We start from the raw sequence: 15,718 nt of genomic DNA, 5'->3' as shown, positions 1-15,718 counted from the left end.
TCTAATTACAATTGGTAATTCCTGTTGCTGCCGGACTTAAGTACGGGATATCTAATGTTAGCCCCCTTAATATGAACCATATTCCAATACAAAGCATTAAGTAAGGGACAATACGGTTAATTTTCTGTCTGAGCAGTTTGCCCGTAAATCCAATACCTAGTGTAGCAATGAACATCAAAGGTAGTGTTCCTAGTCCAAACCAAAACATATATAACACAGAACTTTGTACACTTTCTGTATTTAAAGCTCCTGCAAGAGCCAGGTAAACAAAACCACAGGGTAGGAAACCATTGATAAAACCTATAATAAGATGATTGGCTTTGTGCTTTAATGCATAGTTAAACATTTTGTTGAAAGGACCAAGTAAAAGAGATGGGCTATCCTTTAAGAATGGAAATCTGAATATTCTTGAACAAGCAGCCGTAATAATGAGTAATCCACTTAAAATGCTTACGCTTTGTTGAAATCCCGCTAGCCAAATCTGTTTACCAATAAGGCCGATAACTATCCCTAAAGTACAATAAGCGATAGTTCGTCCGAATTGATAAATAAGTTTGTCAGTCACAAGAAAAAACCAGCCTTTTTTTAAAGTTGGAACAGCAAATGCAAGTGGACCACACATACCTATGCAATGTACACTTCCCATCAATCCAATCATAAAGGCTAGTTTTTCGTTGCTCATGGTATTATGATCTCCTGTTCGTTGAGGTAGGCTTTTCCATCAGTAGTCCATGAAATGATCAATCGCCATTGTCCTTTTTCTATTCCAATGAGTGGTATTTTTACAGTATGAAGGCTGTCAGTACTGATTGATATTTTTTTGTCCAGTCGTTTATCTGAATTTCTGACCAGTTTTAATTCACCTACTGCTTTATCTTTAAAGGTTAACAATATAAAGCTTTCTGTGATGCTGATTACTGGTGCAGCATCATCTGTTTTTACATTTTCTTTGCGTTTGTAATCTTCATCATAAGCTAAACCTTTTTCATAATAGTCTGTATCTACAAGTGCATCAGATTTACTATTAATCATCTTTATGGCAAGTACAATAATAAAACTCATAAAGCAAATCATGCCGATTACCAATTTTGTTCCCCAGTTCATTTCTTTAATCATTAGGTGGACCTATAAAAGTTGTTTCAAATCGATCTGCAATCTTATCATTAGCAATCAGCTTAAACTTAATGACCGATTTGTAAGTTTTAATATCACTTTGTGGGAGGATTACAAAGAATGTGAGTTTCGCCACTCCTCCATAAGCAATACTATCCTGTTTTTGTATGTATTGTATTTTTGCACCGGGATGGTCAGGTACGATTTCAAATTTAATATTGTTGTTCGTTTTATTTATGAGTTCAGCATTATATAGGTTGCTAACTGCATGTTCCTTATCTCTTAACTGGAACAGCGTACCTCCAGCTCTAAGAATGGTGGTTTTAACATCACTTCTAATAATCAGCAAATAGGAAAGTACAGAGATTAGTATCACTAAAACTGCTGAGTATGCATAAATACGTCTGTTCAGGTGAAATTCTTTTTTATTTTTTATTTCATCTTCGGACTTGAAGCCAATAAGTCGGGTAGGGCGATTAATCTTTTCCATCACCATATCACAAGCGTCGATACAGGCAGTACAATTAACACATTCCATTTGTGTTCCATTGCGAATATCGATTCCTGTCGGACAAACATCAACACAGAGCTTACAATCTATACAATCTCCAGATAGGTTTTCTTCTGATTTATTACGTTTAGCTCTTGGCTCACCACGTTCATAATCGTAAGCAACAATAATACTTTGGTTGTCAAGTAATACTCCTTGTAAGCGTCCGTAAGGACAGGCTACTGTACATACCAGTTCCCTCATTTTAGAAAAAACGAGGTAAAATACAAATGTAAATAGGCAGATAGAGATAAATCCAGAGAGGTGTTGCGAAACTGGCTCTGTGATAATTTTAAGGAGTTGGTTGGAGCCGATTAAGTAAGCTAAAAAGGTATTTGCAATTAAAAAGGATATGCAAAGATATATACCATGCTTTAAGGTCTTTTTAAAGATTTTAGTGCCAGTAAGTGGACCTTCATCAAGTTTTTTACGTTTAAAATGATCTCCTTCTATCCAGATTTCGATTTTACGGAAAACCATTTCCAGAAATATGGTTTGTGGACAAGCCCAGCCGCAAAAAACACGTCCAAATACTACTGTAAATAAAACGATGAAGACAATAAAAGTAAGCAGTGCAAGTACAAACAAATAAAAGTCCTGTGGCCAGAATATAACACCAAAGAAGACGAACTTTCTTTCCAATACATTTAGCAGGATGAGTTGCTCACCATTTAGTTTAATAAATGGTGAGGCAAACAACAATGTAAGAAAGAAATAACTGATTGCTGAACGGTATTTATATAACTTTCCCTTTATAACTCTGGGATATATCCATTTACGGCTTTTCCCATCATCAGTTAATGTTGAGATCTGATTTCTGAAATGATTTGGACTTTGCGACATATTATTCTTTATCACCTTGTGGAGCTTTGGCTCCAGGAGGGTTACTTCCTTTTATAGATAAAATGTAGCTGGTAATATCGGCAATTTGCTTTCCATTCATAGACTTCTCCCATGCGATCATTCCTTTTTCAGGGACACCATATTTTATCGTTCTGAAGATGTCCTTCACAGTTCCGCCATGAAGCCAGTATTCGTCTGTAAGGTTTGGCCCAACAGTACCTTCACCATGTTCACCATGACATGGTGAACATACGTTTTTAAACAACGCGGCACCAGCTTGTAAAACAGCCTCATCAGATGAAGCTTCCACATTGTTTTCATTTATTTTATTTGCACCACCAGCACCCGGTTTCTGTAACATCACCAAACGGTCTTCTTCAGCTTGAACTAGTTCTGCTGCATATTCCTGCTCCTGAGATTTACCCCAGCCGATAACATGGTAATTCAGCATATAGCCTATTGCGAAAATAATAGTGCCATAAAAAAGAACCATAAACCAGGCAGGAGTGGGATTATCTAATTCTGCAATCCCATCAAATTCATGCTCCATTACCAGATCTTTCTCTTCCGAAAGTGGTCTTAAACCTAATATCCAGTTCCAGAGTGTCTTTTTCTCTGGCTTTTCTGCTTCAAGTTTATTTTGTTCAATCAGGTACTTTTCTTTTTCCTCAGTTGAAGCAAAATACGTCGGATTTAAGCTTTGCTGAACAAAGATTTTAATTACTCTTAAAACCAGTATTGCGGCTATTAATATGCTTACTGAAACAAACAGTAAGGCCCAAAGTAATATATCGTTCATTTTACATCATCTTTTAAAGGGAGTTCACTCATATATTTTACCTCATCTTTTTTCATTGTAAGTAGCAGGATAGCTACCATAATAAAGAAAAGCATGAATATTCCCAGTGAGGTAAGTAGGTAGCCATTGTTTCCGGTGGCTTGATCTAAAAATTGTTTAAACATAATGTTGTAGTTTTAGGATTACTTAGCTTTGATATCAGTTCCAAGTCTCTGCAAATAAGCAATCAATGCAATGATTTCCTTGTCGCTCTTTACTTTAATGTTGTTCTGTTGAAGGTCTGCAGCAATAGCTTTGGCCTGAATGTCCAGATCGAGATTTGCCTTGTGTTCGTAACCAATCTCATATGGTACTCCTAATGTGCGCATTGCATTGATTTTGGCACGTGTAGTAGTTGTATCTAGCGTTTGAGTAGCTAACCAATCGTATGGTGGCATAATACTACCTGGTGACATTGTTTGTGGATCGATCATGTGGTTATAATGCCAAACGTTACCATATTTACCACCTTCACGTTGTAAATCGGGACCAGTACGTTTTGAACCCCATAAGTGCGGATGATCATATACAAACTCACCAGCTTTGCTATATTCACCATATCTTTCTGTTTCAGAGCGGAACGGACGTATCATTTGTGAGTGACAGCTTACACAGCCTTCTTTAATGTATAAATCGCGGCCTTGTAATTCCAGTGGACTGTATGGTTTTATACTACTGATGGTAGGGATATTGGACTTAATGGTGAAAGTTGGCATCATCTCTATCATTCCACCAATAAGAATTACAATCAATGAAAGTACAAGGAATACCATTGGTTTACGTTCTAATACACGGTGTAATTTCTTATCGGAACCCTCAGCAACAAATTCTTTCGGTAAAGGCATTGCTTCTGCAGCTTCATTAGCTAATAATTTTCCTGTACGTACCGTTTTGATTAGGTTGTAAGTCATTACAATTACCCCTGCAAGATATAATGCACCACCAATTGCCCTTAAAACGTACATTGGTAAAATCTGGATTACAGTTTCTAGGAAGTTAGGATATCTTAACATACCTTCTTCAGTAAACTCTTTCCACATCAATCCTTGGGTAAATCCGGCAAAGTATAATGGTACAGCATAAAAGATAATACCTAATGTACCGATCCAGAAATGGAAAGACGCTAATTTTTTAGAGTATAAAGAAGTCCTGTAAATTCTTGGTATCAGCCAGTATAGAATTCCGAAGGTAAGGAAGCCGTTCCATCCTAAAGCACCTACGTGAACGTGTGCTACGATCCAGTCAGTATAGTGTGCAATGGCATTAATTTGCTTCAAAGCTAGCATCGGGCCCTCAAAAGTAGCCATACCATAAGCTGTTAAACCAACTACCATAAACTTAAGCGTAGCATCTTCACGTACTTTATCCCATGCTCCACGAAGCGTCAGCAGTCCGTTGATCATACCGCCCCAGCTTGGTGCGATGAGCATGATAGAGAAAGCTACACCTAATGATTGTGCCCAGCCCGGAAGCGAGGTGTATAATAAGTGGTGAGGACCAGCCCAGATATAGATGAAAATGAGCGACCAGAAATGAAGAATACTTAATTTATAAGAGTAAACCGGGCGTTGAGCCATTTTCGGAAGAAAATAATACATCATACCCAGGTATGGGGTGGTTAAGAAGAATGCTACGGCATTGTGGCCATACCACCATTGTACCAGAGCATCCTGTACGCCAGCATATAAATAATAGCTTTTAAAAGCAGAAATAGGTAATTGAAATGAGTTAACAATATGAAGAACAGCAACCGTTACAAAAGTAGCAATGTAGAACCAGATGGCTACATACATATGCTTTTCTCTGCGTTTGATGATTGTGCCAAACATGTTTATCCCAAATACTACCCATATTAAGGTAATGGCAATATCAATTGGCCATTCCAGTTCTGCATATTCATGAGAAGAGCTGAGACCCAAGGGAAGTGTAATTACGGCAGCTACAATAATGAGTTGCCATCCCCAGAAATGTATTTTACTAAGTATATCACTATACATCCGTGCTTTTAACAGCCGTTGTAGAGAATAATAAACCCCCATAAATATGGCGTTGCCCACAAAAGCGAAAATAACCGCATTGGTGTGTAGAGGTCTGATCCGACCAAATGTAGTGTACTGAGAGCCCATATTTAATGCAGGTTTGAAGAGTTGCATTGCAATGAGCAAACCAACCGTCATGCCTATAATGCCCCATACAATGGTTGCTATGGCAAAGTTTCTGACGATCTTGTTGTCGTAGTAAAATTTATCTGTCATGTGTAATTAATGAAAGGTTTGTGGGTGTAAAATTACCCGAGTATAGTTTATTTGGGAATGACGGGTATTTGACTTAAAGGTGATCTTCATCACATTTTTCAGACTCTTCAGGGACTTTTAGCTCATCATCAAAAAGTATGCGTACTGAGGGGGTATAAGTATCATCGTGCTGTCCGTTTTTAGTGGCCCAGAAAAAAGCTGCGAGAAATATAAGTGCAAGCAAGATGCTGCATCCTATCAAAAAGTAGATCATGTTCATAGTAAGTTGTTTTTACGTGCATAAAGTCTTGCCGCTATGCTGGTGAATAAAATTATTGTAACTGTACTGATGGGCATTAAAATAGCTGCAATGAGAGGTGATAATAGTCCCTGGACTGCAAAGGATAAACCTACGGCATTGTATAGTAGTGATATAACAAAGCTGATATGGATTACTTTTACGCCATCTTTTGCCTGTTGGATAAACTGTGGTATTTTTTGAAATGCGGCACCATCCAGAATGGCATCGCAGTCTGGCGAGAAATTATTGATATTGTCTGTAACCGCAATACCGAGGTTGCTTTGTCTTAGCGCACCGGCATCATTTAAACCATCACCAAACATAACAACCTTTTTGCCATTGTTTTGGAGTGCCTTTATGTAATCCAGCTTGTTCTGCGGACTTTGTCCGAATTGCATCTGTTGCGCTCGTGGAAAGAAGGGGATGAGCATTGGCTTGTCATGGTCCTGGTCTCCAGATAACAAATGAAGATCTGCATATTTGCTCAATTTAAAAGTGACATCTCTAAAGCCATCACGCCATTGTTGCCTGAAAGTGAAGTAACCCAGGTATTTATCATTGATCATGACATGAACACTACTTCCTGTTGGTGAGGTGATTAGCGGCAGGCCAATAAAAGCGGAACTTCCCAATTTCACTTTATTACCATTAATTCTGCCGCTAATTCCTCTTCCAATTTTTTCAACGTAATCATCGACTAAATAAAGCCTGTTTATGTTTAAAAGCTTTACGAGTTCCCTGCTTAAAGGGTGGCCTGAGTTTCGAGCCAGGTCGCTAAGTAACTGTTTCTGTTCTGTTGTAATGTTACCATGGAAGCTGAATCCTGCAGCCTCTGGGTTACTGATAGTACCCGTTTTGTCGAAGACAAAAGTGTCTATTCTTGCTAATTCCTCCACTACAGCAGTACTTTTTAAATAGAATTTATTCTTATCAAAAATGCTCAATACTGCTGCCAGAGTAAATGGAGTACTTAAAGCAAGGGCGCAGGGGCACGCTATAATCAGTACTGCAGTAAATGATGCTATAGCTTTAGTGGTATTATTATCGTAAAGCATCCAGAAAGCAGCAGAACCCAATGCTATAGATAGCAGAACTATACTGAAATACTTACTTGCAGTATCACTAAATGTTTTAATTCTGTTTTTATCTGTAAAAAAGGCTTCGTTGTTCCATAGTTTAGTCAGGTAACTTTGAGAAACAGGCTTTACTACCTCTAGTTCTATAGCGCCAAGAAGTTGACGGCCACCTGCATAGACTACTTCTCCGAGTGTTTTTTTTATAGGCATAGATTCACCTGTAACAAAACTGAAGTCCACTTCTGCTTCTCCTTTTAGTAATATGGCATCTGCAGGGATGATTTCATTACTCCTGATGAGCATCCTATCGCCAGTGCGAAGTTCATTAAGTGGAACGGGCTTTTCCTGACCATCTTTAATCAGGGTTACCGCAACCGGAAAGTAAGATCTGTAATCACGTTCGAAAGAGAGATGATGATAAGTGCGTTTCTGCATCCATTTACCAATCAGCAGAAAAAAGACAAGACCGCAAAGGGTATCTACAAACCCTGCACCCGTATTTCCAATAATTTCATATACAGACCGGATAAACATTACTGCAATGCCCAGGGCCAGAGGGAAATCCAGATTTAATATGCCATTTTTCAAGTTGTTATAAGCCGAACTGAAATAGTCCCGTCCACAGTAGAAAGTAACAGGTAAAGCGAATGCCAGGTTTAACCAGCCAAAAAAGGATTTAAACTCCTTTTCCAGATCTGATAATCCAAAGTATTCCGGAAAGCTAAGTAGCATGACGTTACCAAAGCAAAAGCCTGCCAGTGCTATTTTAGTGACCAGCTTCCTTTCAGAGAAATCAGAGTTTTGCTTTTTAACAACATCCTGTAAACTGATGAGTGGCTCATAACCAATGGAAACCATAGTTTCAACTATAGCTCTTAAAGAACTGAGCTCACTTTTAAAGGTGATAGACACTTGCTTCTTTAAAAAATCAATTCTAGATTGTACAATGGCAGGATTTATTTTATGTAGGTTTTCTAGTAACCATATACAAGAACTACAGTGAATTGCAGGTACATATAGCGTTATAGATGTGATTTTATCGTCTTGATAATCAACTAATTTGCTGACTATTGGTGGTTCGTCTAGATATTCATAATGTTTAGACTGAGCCTTTTGGCTTTGCCCGGGTACATCATTGTAGGCGTAGTAACTACTTAAATTATGGTTGGAAAGAATTTCATAAACACCTTTACAACCTAAACAGCAAAACTGTTTATCATCGTGTAAGTAAAGGTTAACTGGTAAGTCATCTCCGCAATGGTAACAATGAGTTTCGGCTTTGAGCGTTTTTTGATGTACCATATATTAAAATAATTTTCATCAAAGTTCTGTGTATTTGTTACCATATAGTATGATTATGGTCAGCGTATAATGTGATGTCTATCATTATTTATAGCTCTTGATGTGCAAAAGTTATGTTTTTGACATCTTTTAAAGTATTTTAAAAAAAGAAAATTAAAACCCTCATATTTATACAGCAAACGAAACATGGTAATCATGGGAGTTTTATTCAGTAAAAAATATTTAAGATGCAGTACAGTGAAATTCTAAATCAACTCCATGCCTATGTTGCAAACTTGTTTGAAGCCAATAATGACAAACGGTTTGTTTATCATAATATAGGACATACAGAGCAGGTGGTTGAGAATACTGTGAAAATTGCCAGTCACTATCAGCTTTCAGATCAGGATTTCTTTATTGTTGTTGCCGCAAGCTGGTTTCACGATATGGGTTATTTGTTTGATTGCAGCCAACATGAAGTCCGTGGAGAACGCATGGCTGTCAGCTTTTTGGAAGAGAAAGGAGTCGATAAAAATGTCATTAATCAGGTTAGTGGCTGTATTATGGCGACCAAAATGCCACAGAATCCAACAGGTCTATTGCAACAAATTGTTTGTGATGCGGATTTATTTCATTTAGGAAGCAGCAGTTTTAAAGAAAAAAACAAGCTGATGCGCCAGGAGGCTCAGGCATTTTGCAATAAGGAAATAGATAAAATGGAGTGGAGAATTAAGACAATAGCTCTTTTTAAAGCTCATCATTACCATACCGATTACTGTAAGGAATTATTAAATTTTAAAAAAGCACAGAACTTAGCCGAAATGGAAGATAAGTTAAATACATCGTCTGAAACAGGGACAAAAACAGTTTCTAAAACCGAGAAGAAGAAAGATGCTGAAAAACCTGGACGAGGTATAGAAACTATGTTCAGAATTTCTTCTGCAAATCATCAACGGTTAAGTGATATGGCAGATAACAAGGCGCATATCATGATCTCGACAAACTCAATTATTCTGTCGGTAATTTTGAGTTTACTCCTTAGGAAACTGGAAGACAACCCACATCTTATAATCCCTACATTACTATTGCTGATCATTTGTGTGGTGACCATGGTGTTTTCTATTCTGGCTACGCGACCATCTATTCCAGAAGGTGTGTTTACACAAAGAGATATTGATGAGAAAAAGGTGAACCTACTATTTTTCGGTAATTTTTACCGGACAAGCCTGACTGATTATGAGTATGGAATGCGTAAGATGATGGAGGATAAGGATTTTCTTTATGGTAGCTTAATAAAGGATGTATATGCTCAGGGGGTCGTATTAGGGCGTAAATACAGATTGTTAAGAGTTGCCTATAATGTATTTATGTTTGGAATAGTTGCTGCGGTTTTGGCTTTTATTATTGCTTCGGCATGGGTGACTCTTTAAGAAAATTTATGAAGAGACTTTACGTGAACTTTTTATACCTGTTTTTAACGCTGATCGTTTTTGGTAGCTATGCTTGTAAGAATCTGGTAAACAAATATACCAGTCCACAAGGTTATAATTTTAGTGAACCAGAGAAATTCAATATGCCCTCCAGTTTGCTGGAAATTTCGGGTATTGCTTTTCGTAATGGGCTAAGTGATACAATATATAGTATTCAGGATGAGGATGGTAAGTTGTTTAGGCAGGGTTGGGATGTTAAAAAGCAGTATCACCTGAAGTTTGGCCCTAAAGGGGACTATGAAGATGTATCTATATTTAATGAAATGGTGTTTGTATTAAAAAGTAATGGTACTCTTTATTCATTTCCATTTGCAGAAGCATCAAAGAATGAATCAAATCTGGTGAAAGAAACAAAAAAACTAGTGCCGAAAGCAGAATATGAGGGGATGTACGCGGATCCGCTGACCAATAAGTTATATATTTTATGTAAAAGTTGTGAGGTAGATAAAAAAATGAAACAGTTAACGGGCTACATATTAGATTATGATGCGGGGACAGATAGCTTAAGAGCAGCAGGAAGCTTTAATATTGACCTTTCTGGACTTAAGTTATTTAACTCCAAATTTAAAACCAGCTTAAAGCCTGCGGCCTTGGCTAAGAATCCGAAAACAGGCGAATGGTATGTGCTTTCATCAACAGATAAATTATTGCTGGTTACTGATGCCAATTGGAAAATTAAAGAAGCTCATAAATTAAATTCCTCAACATTTAATCAACCAGAGGGGATGGCGTTTGATCAAGAATTGAATCTTTATATATCTAATGAAGGAGATGAGGTTGCTGATGGTAATATTTTAAAATTCAGGTATTTACCGGCTGTCAAAAAATAGTTACGCTGTTATTACTGATTATACTGAAACAGGTAGTAAATTTGCGACGTAGCTGCCGTAATCTTAACCAAACATATAATGCAAGCAATAACGCTAGATCTAAATAAGAGTATAAGTAAATCAGATAAACATCCTCTTGGTGCTGATATCAAACTCTCTTTACGACCTTTTATTGAATATGTAGAAAAGAAAGCTGAGGTAGAGAGATCTGCTAAAGTAAACTTCTTTAATTATATACTTGGGCAGTTTAATGCGTTTCCAGAACTTAAGGAGCCTATACCTGCTGGCGATGCAGAAAAGTATACAGCACTTTTTGAACTTATATATACCGCTTTATCACCTATTATCAATGATGAAAAGCAACAGTATTGGGCTATAAGTACGCCTGTATCTCCATGCTTTCATTTTGGTACAGATGCCTTTTATAGCGTTTTGATGGACGCTACAAAATGTCATTTAAAAGCAGATCTCAGTCTTCCCTCTAAAAAGGAGATGGAGAAAAATCTGATTTCGGCATTTTATAATCTTATAATGGAAAGGTTTTATAACTTTTCATTGACAGGTAATCAGATGGTTATCCATTCGGTAATAGATCCGGAAACTCATTTGCTTAAATATTATCGCTTGAATATTGATACGCGGTTTATTGAGGTGAAATCCAATGTTCAATTGCCTGAATACAATATAAAAGATGTTAGGGATTATATTAAAGATGAACAGAATACGCTAAAAGTATTAACAAAGCTAATGCCACCCGAAAATTTCTCTATCGAAGGTATTTCTATTGTTACTCTTGTAGATGTGACCGACGAGTATGCCCTTGAAACAGTTAAAAACTTAGTTATAAACCAAAGTGAGTCTCAGCGGGGCCTACATACTAAAGAGATTGCTACTGCACTAAAGACGCTTGTTGGGACAGATCACATTGATTTTGGGATGATTCCATATATCAAGTTAAATAACCAGGTAAAGGTAAATCAACTGCAAGGATTTAATAGTGTATTACTTCAAGTAGCAACCGAGGATGGATTCGATGATATAACGAATCATACGCTTGTAGACAATTACCTTAGCCAGCCTCGGACATTAATTTTTCCTGATATTAAGGAAGAAGACCAAATCAAATACCCTACTTTAAAGCTATTAGGGCAAACAGGAATTAAATCATACGCCATATTTCCATTATACTATAATGGAGGATTGGTAGGTTGCCTTGAAATGTATACTAAAGATTCAAAGCAGTTTAGTCCAAATATATTAAGTAAAATAGAAGCGGCATTCCCATTACTCGCTCAGTTCTATCACAATGTGATTGTTGGTTTTAACAACGATATACAGGATGTAATTATGGATAAGTTTACGGCCTTGCAGCCATCGGTGCAATGGCGCTTTCATGAGGCCGCTTATAATTATGTGCATTCAGGAGCAAGAGATAGAAACTATCCCATAGAGCCTATTTTCTTTAAAGATGTAATTCCACTATATGCTGCTGTAGATATTCGAAATTCAAGTATTCAACGTAATGCGGCAATCAGAAGAGATTTATATGCGCATTTTGAAATTCTCGAAGATACTTTGAACCAGATTAGAGTTAAGGCTGTTTTATGTTCGGAAACTGAAATACCAAGTGGGGGATCAGTATGGAGTAATAAACACCTTGAGGAATTATCAGATCGTGAAATTTTTAAAACGGAAGATTACTTACAGCGACAAATTCCTCATGCTCTTCAGCATTTAAAGGAGAACTACCCAGAGGTAAGTGATATAGTTGACAATTATTTTAAACTTACAGGAGATAAGGGGAAGATTCTGGAAAATAGGGAACGTTATGAAAAGAGCATGCAAATGATCAATGTAGCGGTTACCAGACATCTGGATGAGTTTAATGCGGAATTACAAAGCATTTATCCTTGTTATTTCGAGAAGTTTAGAACTGATGGGGTAGAGTTTGATCTTTATCTGGGACAATCAATTACACCTGACATTCCTTTTCCAGCAAACATTGTTCATGATTTTAGATTGAGGCAATTAAGTGTACTTGCAGAAATAGCTCGTACAACAAATAATTTGGGGCCTTACTTTTCTATTCCACTGGAAACGACACAGCTTATTTTTGTATATGAAAAACTGATCGACATTAGCTTTAGAATTGATGAACAAAGGTTTGATGTTGAGGGTAGTTACAATATTCGATACCAGATGGTGAAAAAGCGCATAGATAAAGCTTTAATTAAAAATACAAGTGAGCGACTTACAAAGCCAGGTAAAATAGCTATTGTATATTTTGATAGTCATGAAGCTCAGGCTTATCAGCGTTATATTAAAAAGTTACAAGGACAGCGCTTGTTAAACGAGGATCTGGAATTTCTGGAATTAGAAGAGTTGCAAGGTGTAGAAGGGTTAAAAGCCCTTAGGGTTGGCGTTAAATATTAAATGATCATCATGAGTTTTAAAAGACCTTTATTTGCGCTGCTATTTTCAGTTCCTTTAATGTTAACGGGAATTTTTAATGCAAGTGCCCAACAGCTTAATACCAAAGATTCTATCACTATAGCTGTTGCTCCTGAATATAATGCAGTTAGCGGGTTTCACAGGTTTTGGCTTGGCGAGAGTCATCGTGAAATATGGGCAACTCCTGTTAGAATGAGAATCATTGATCTTCAAAAGGAAAAGGGGGGATTAACCATTGTGAAATTAGGAGGAGGAATGCAAACACGTTCACTTCGATTGGTAGATCCTAAGGGTAAAGAATGGGTTTTACGTACAGTACAGAAGTATCCGGAAAGAGGGCTGGCAGAAAACCTAAGAGCAACTATTGCGAAAGATATTGCACAAGATCAAGTGTCTACTAATCATCCTTTTGCATCGTTGGTCGTGCCAGATTTCGCAGAAGCGCTTGATTTACCTCATGCTAAGCCTGAAATTGTATATGTTGGTGACGATCCGGGGTTAAAGGAATACAGAAAAGAGTTTGCAAATGCAGTTTACCTGATTGAGGAAAGAAGTCCTTTTGAGGAAAAGACTGATAATACTGAAAAAGTACAGAAAAAAATCCAGAAGAATAACGATACCAAAGCTGATCAAAAGTTAACATTAAGAGCGAGGTTGCTTGACTTCTTATTAGGAGATTGGGATCGCCATGAAGATAACTGGAGATGGATAGAGAAAGAGGAAGGAAAGGAAACCAATTACTTACCAGTTCCGCGAGACAGAGATAAGGTTTTTTATAAAACATCAGGTGTATTCCCATGGGTCTTAAACCATCAATGGCTTAAGACGCATTTACAACCTTATAGTGAAAATATCAGGGATGTTAACCATTGGAATTTTAATGAAAGGTATTTTGATAGATACTTTTTAAATGAACTGACAGAGCAGGATTGGCAGACAGAGGCTAAGTATGTGCAAACCAAACTTACTGATGAGCTGATTGAAAAGGCATTTCGTAAAATGCCGGATACGGTATATAAACTCTCAGGCCCGGAGCTGATCAGGTATTTTACGTCAAGAAGAGACAAGTTGGAGACACTTGCACTACAGTATTATAGATTTTTGTCCATAAATGTGGATATTCCTGCTTCAGAGAAAAAAGAGATTTTTACGGTTAAAAATCTGGAAAATGGTGATGTGGAAGTTGTTATACATAACATCAATAAGGAAGGAAAAAAAGGTCGGCTGATTTACAAAAGGGTATTTAATAAGGGGGTGACTAAGGAGGTTAGGCTTTTTGCTATTGGTGGGGAAGATACATTCAAAGTTGAGGGTATAGCGGCTTCTCCGATTCGGGTACGTTTAATTGGTTCATCGGCAGCTAATCAATATCAAATAGCACAGGAGGTAAAAAATAGACCTTTCATATATGACCAGCCAGATACGACTAACCATTTTCCTGAAAGATATCAAGCCAAACTTCGCTTATCGAATGATTCTCTGATCAATCAGTTTGATAAAAATAGCTTTTTATACGATAGATCTGGTGTTCTTTTTAACGGGGGATATAATATTGATCAGGGTATACAGATTGGTTTAGGTTATGTGATTGAAAAACAGGGATTCAGGAAAAGTCCTTATGCACGCAAGCATGAGTTTTGGGCCAATTATAATAGTGGTAGAAAATCATTTGTATTGGATTATATATCAGATTTTAAAAAGGCCATAGGAAATAATGATCTGAGTATACATGCTAACTTGTTGGGTCCGAATAACCTGAGTAACTTTTTTGGTTTAGGAAATAATACCGAAAACATTGATCATGATGATGAAGATGAAATGGGCCGTGAAGATGGTATCTCATATTACAGAAATCGTTACAATTATCTCAATGTAGATGTTAAATTGAGTCGTAATATAACTAAGTATTTGCGCGCTAATGCGGGTGTGTTATTCTCTTATTATACAAGTACAGCTTCGGGCAATGAAGAGCGGTTCTTTAATGATTATAATGCTGCCAATCCGGATCAGCAGATTTTCTCTGATAAGTTCTATGGTGGTTTTGTAGCCGGGCTGACTTATGATACAAGGGATAATATTGCTATACCGAAGAAAGGTGTTTACTGGAACACATCCTTAACAGCACAACAGAAAATCGGTAATTCCGGAGATCGTTATGGCGCTGTAAAGACTGAATTTCGTTTTTACATCAATCCTGGAAAATCAGGACTTGTTATTGCGAATAGATTGGGAGGAGGAACTACTATTGGAGAACCTACTTTCTTCCAACGCATGCAGTTAGGTGGTGTAAATAGCTTGCGAGGCTTTAACAGCAAGCGTTTTACCGGTAATAGCATGGTTTATAACAACCTTGACCTGCGACTTAAGCTTTTCAATTTTACATCATATCTGGTTCCAGGTACAGTTGGCATGATTGGCTTTACCGATGTCGGTCGTGTTTGGGAAAAGGGAGAGCAATCTGGTAGGTGGCATCAGGGCTATGGTGGTGGTTTATATGTAATGCCTGGTGAAGTTATTCTGCTTCAGGCAAGTGTTGGCGCATCTAAAGAAGCTAGCATGCTGTACTTATCTGTAGGATTCAACTTCTAGCAACCTAATTAATAAGTTTTTTACGGTTTAAGCTACTTAAATCAAAAATTGATGTGTGCTATATTGTCAGATTAATAAATAAGCCCTAAATTGTTGCGCTTATTGAAAATGACTTTAACAAT

Annotated in this window: 12 protein-coding genes; 4 read left to right on the top strand and 8 right to left on the bottom strand. The window is 37.3% G+C overall.

Going from position 1 to position 15,718, the window contains the following annotated elements; genetic code table 11:
• Position 1 precedes the first annotated feature (1 nt).
• The 8 genes from ABDJ41_RS16765 to ABDJ41_RS16730 all read right to left on the bottom strand — a co-directional run bounded on the left by ABDJ41_RS16765 (position 2) and on the right by ABDJ41_RS16730 (position 8,257).
• The gene (locus ABDJ41_RS16765; protein ID WP_349787230.1) at positions 2-682 is read right to left on the bottom strand and encodes a sulfite exporter TauE/SafE family protein; all 681 of its coding nucleotides are present in this window, start codon (positions 680-682) and stop codon (positions 2-4) included.
• A complete protein-coding gene (locus tag ABDJ41_RS16760) occupies positions 679-1,116 on the bottom strand; it encodes a FixH family protein (RefSeq protein WP_349787229.1) in 438 nt (145 codons plus the stop codon). The genes ABDJ41_RS16765 and ABDJ41_RS16760 overlap by 4 nt, the downstream gene beginning before the upstream one ends.
• Positions 1,109-2,506 (bottom strand): cytochrome c oxidase accessory protein CcoG, encoded by a 1,398-nt coding sequence (gene ccoG / locus ABDJ41_RS16755; protein ID WP_349787353.1) that lies wholly within the window; start codon positions 2,504-2,506, stop codon positions 1,109-1,111. The genes ABDJ41_RS16760 and ccoG overlap by 8 nt, the downstream gene beginning before the upstream one ends.
• Position 2,507: 1 nt before the next feature.
• A complete protein-coding gene (locus ABDJ41_RS16750; protein ID WP_349787228.1) occupies positions 2,508-3,305 on the bottom strand; it encodes a cbb3-type cytochrome c oxidase N-terminal domain-containing protein in 798 nt (265 codons plus the stop codon).
• Positions 3,302-3,469 (bottom strand): hypothetical protein, encoded by a 168-nt coding sequence (locus ABDJ41_RS16745; RefSeq protein ID WP_349787227.1) that lies wholly within the window; start codon positions 3,467-3,469, stop codon positions 3,302-3,304. The genes ABDJ41_RS16750 and ABDJ41_RS16745 overlap by 4 nt, the downstream gene beginning before the upstream one ends.
• A gap of 18 nt (positions 3,470-3,487) precedes the next feature.
• Positions 3,488-5,599, bottom strand: coding sequence for a cytochrome-c oxidase, cbb3-type subunit I (gene ccoN, locus ABDJ41_RS16740; protein WP_349787226.1), 2,112 nt, complete (start codon positions 5,597-5,599; stop codon positions 3,488-3,490).
• A gap of 73 nt (positions 5,600-5,672) precedes the next feature.
• Positions 5,673-5,858: a cbb3-type cytochrome oxidase assembly protein CcoS gene (gene ccoS, locus ABDJ41_RS16735; RefSeq protein WP_349787225.1), complete on the bottom strand. Its 186-nt coding sequence runs from the start codon at positions 5,856-5,858 to the stop codon at positions 5,673-5,675.
• Positions 5,855-8,257 carry a heavy metal translocating P-type ATPase gene (locus tag ABDJ41_RS16730; RefSeq protein WP_349787224.1) on the bottom strand — a complete coding sequence of 801 codons (2,403 nt, stop codon included), beginning with the start codon at positions 8,255-8,257 and terminating at the stop codon, positions 5,855-5,857. The genes ccoS and ABDJ41_RS16730 overlap by 4 nt, the downstream gene beginning before the upstream one ends.
• 227 nt (positions 8,258-8,484) lie before the next feature.
• Between ABDJ41_RS16730 and ABDJ41_RS16725 the strand changes: the two genes are divergently transcribed.
• The 4 genes from ABDJ41_RS16725 to ABDJ41_RS16710 all read left to right on the top strand — a co-directional run bounded on the left by ABDJ41_RS16725 (position 8,485) and on the right by ABDJ41_RS16710 (position 15,596).
• Positions 8,485-9,666, top strand: coding sequence for a Pycsar system effector family protein (locus ABDJ41_RS16725; protein ID WP_349787223.1), 1,182 nt, complete (start codon positions 8,485-8,487; stop codon positions 9,664-9,666).
• An 8-nt stretch (positions 9,667-9,674) separates the two neighbouring features.
• A complete protein-coding gene (locus ABDJ41_RS16720; protein WP_349787222.1) occupies positions 9,675-10,556 on the top strand; it encodes an SdiA-regulated domain-containing protein in 882 nt (293 codons plus the stop codon).
• A gap of 78 nt (positions 10,557-10,634) precedes the next feature.
• Positions 10,635-12,989, top strand: coding sequence for a GAF domain-containing protein (locus ABDJ41_RS16715; RefSeq protein WP_349787221.1), 2,355 nt, complete (start codon positions 10,635-10,637; stop codon positions 12,987-12,989).
• 9 nt (positions 12,990-12,998) lie between these two features.
• The gene (locus ABDJ41_RS16710) at positions 12,999-15,596 is read left to right on the top strand and encodes a BamA/TamA family outer membrane protein (RefSeq protein ID WP_349787220.1); all 2,598 of its coding nucleotides are present in this window, start codon (positions 12,999-13,001) and stop codon (positions 15,594-15,596) included.
• Positions 15,597-15,718 lie beyond the last annotated feature (122 nt).

The organism is Pedobacter sp. ASV1-7 (genome assembly GCF_040203335.1).
Classification (GTDB): domain Bacteria; phylum Bacteroidota; class Bacteroidia; order Sphingobacteriales; family Sphingobacteriaceae; genus Pedobacter.
This window is presented reverse-complemented; position numbering and strand designations above follow the sequence as displayed.

Coding starts and splice junctions, on each gene's coding strand:
- ABDJ41_RS16765 (WP_349787230.1), bottom strand. CDS start 682: ATGAGCAACGAAAAACTAGCCTTTATGATTGGATTGATGGGAAGTGTA.
- ABDJ41_RS16760 (WP_349787229.1), bottom strand. CDS start 1,116: ATGATTAAAGAAATGAACTGGGGAACAAAATTGGTAATCGGCATGATT.
- ccoG (WP_349787353.1), bottom strand. CDS start 2,506: ATGTCGCAAAGTCCAAATCATTTCAGAAATCAGATCTCAACATTAACT.
- ABDJ41_RS16750 (WP_349787228.1), bottom strand. CDS start 3,305: ATGAACGATATATTACTTTGGGCCTTACTGTTTGTTTCAGTAAGCATA.
- ABDJ41_RS16745 (WP_349787227.1), bottom strand. CDS start 3,469: ATGTTTAAACAATTTTTAGATCAAGCCACCGGAAACAATGGCTACCTA.
- ccoN (WP_349787226.1), bottom strand. CDS start 5,599: ATGACAGATAAATTTTACTACGACAACAAGATCGTCAGAAACTTTGCC.
- ccoS (WP_349787225.1), bottom strand. CDS start 5,858: ATGAACATGATCTACTTTTTGATAGGATGCAGCATCTTGCTTGCACTT.
- ABDJ41_RS16730 (WP_349787224.1), bottom strand. CDS start 8,257: ATGGTACATCAAAAAACGCTCAAAGCCGAAACTCATTGTTACCATTGC.
- ABDJ41_RS16725 (WP_349787223.1), top strand. CDS start 8,485: ATGCAGTACAGTGAAATTCTAAATCAACTCCATGCCTATGTTGCAAAC.
- ABDJ41_RS16720 (WP_349787222.1), top strand. CDS start 9,675: ATGAAGAGACTTTACGTGAACTTTTTATACCTGTTTTTAACGCTGATC.
- ABDJ41_RS16715 (WP_349787221.1), top strand. CDS start 10,635: ATGCAAGCAATAACGCTAGATCTAAATAAGAGTATAAGTAAATCAGAT.
- ABDJ41_RS16710 (WP_349787220.1), top strand. CDS start 12,999: ATGAGTTTTAAAAGACCTTTATTTGCGCTGCTATTTTCAGTTCCTTTA.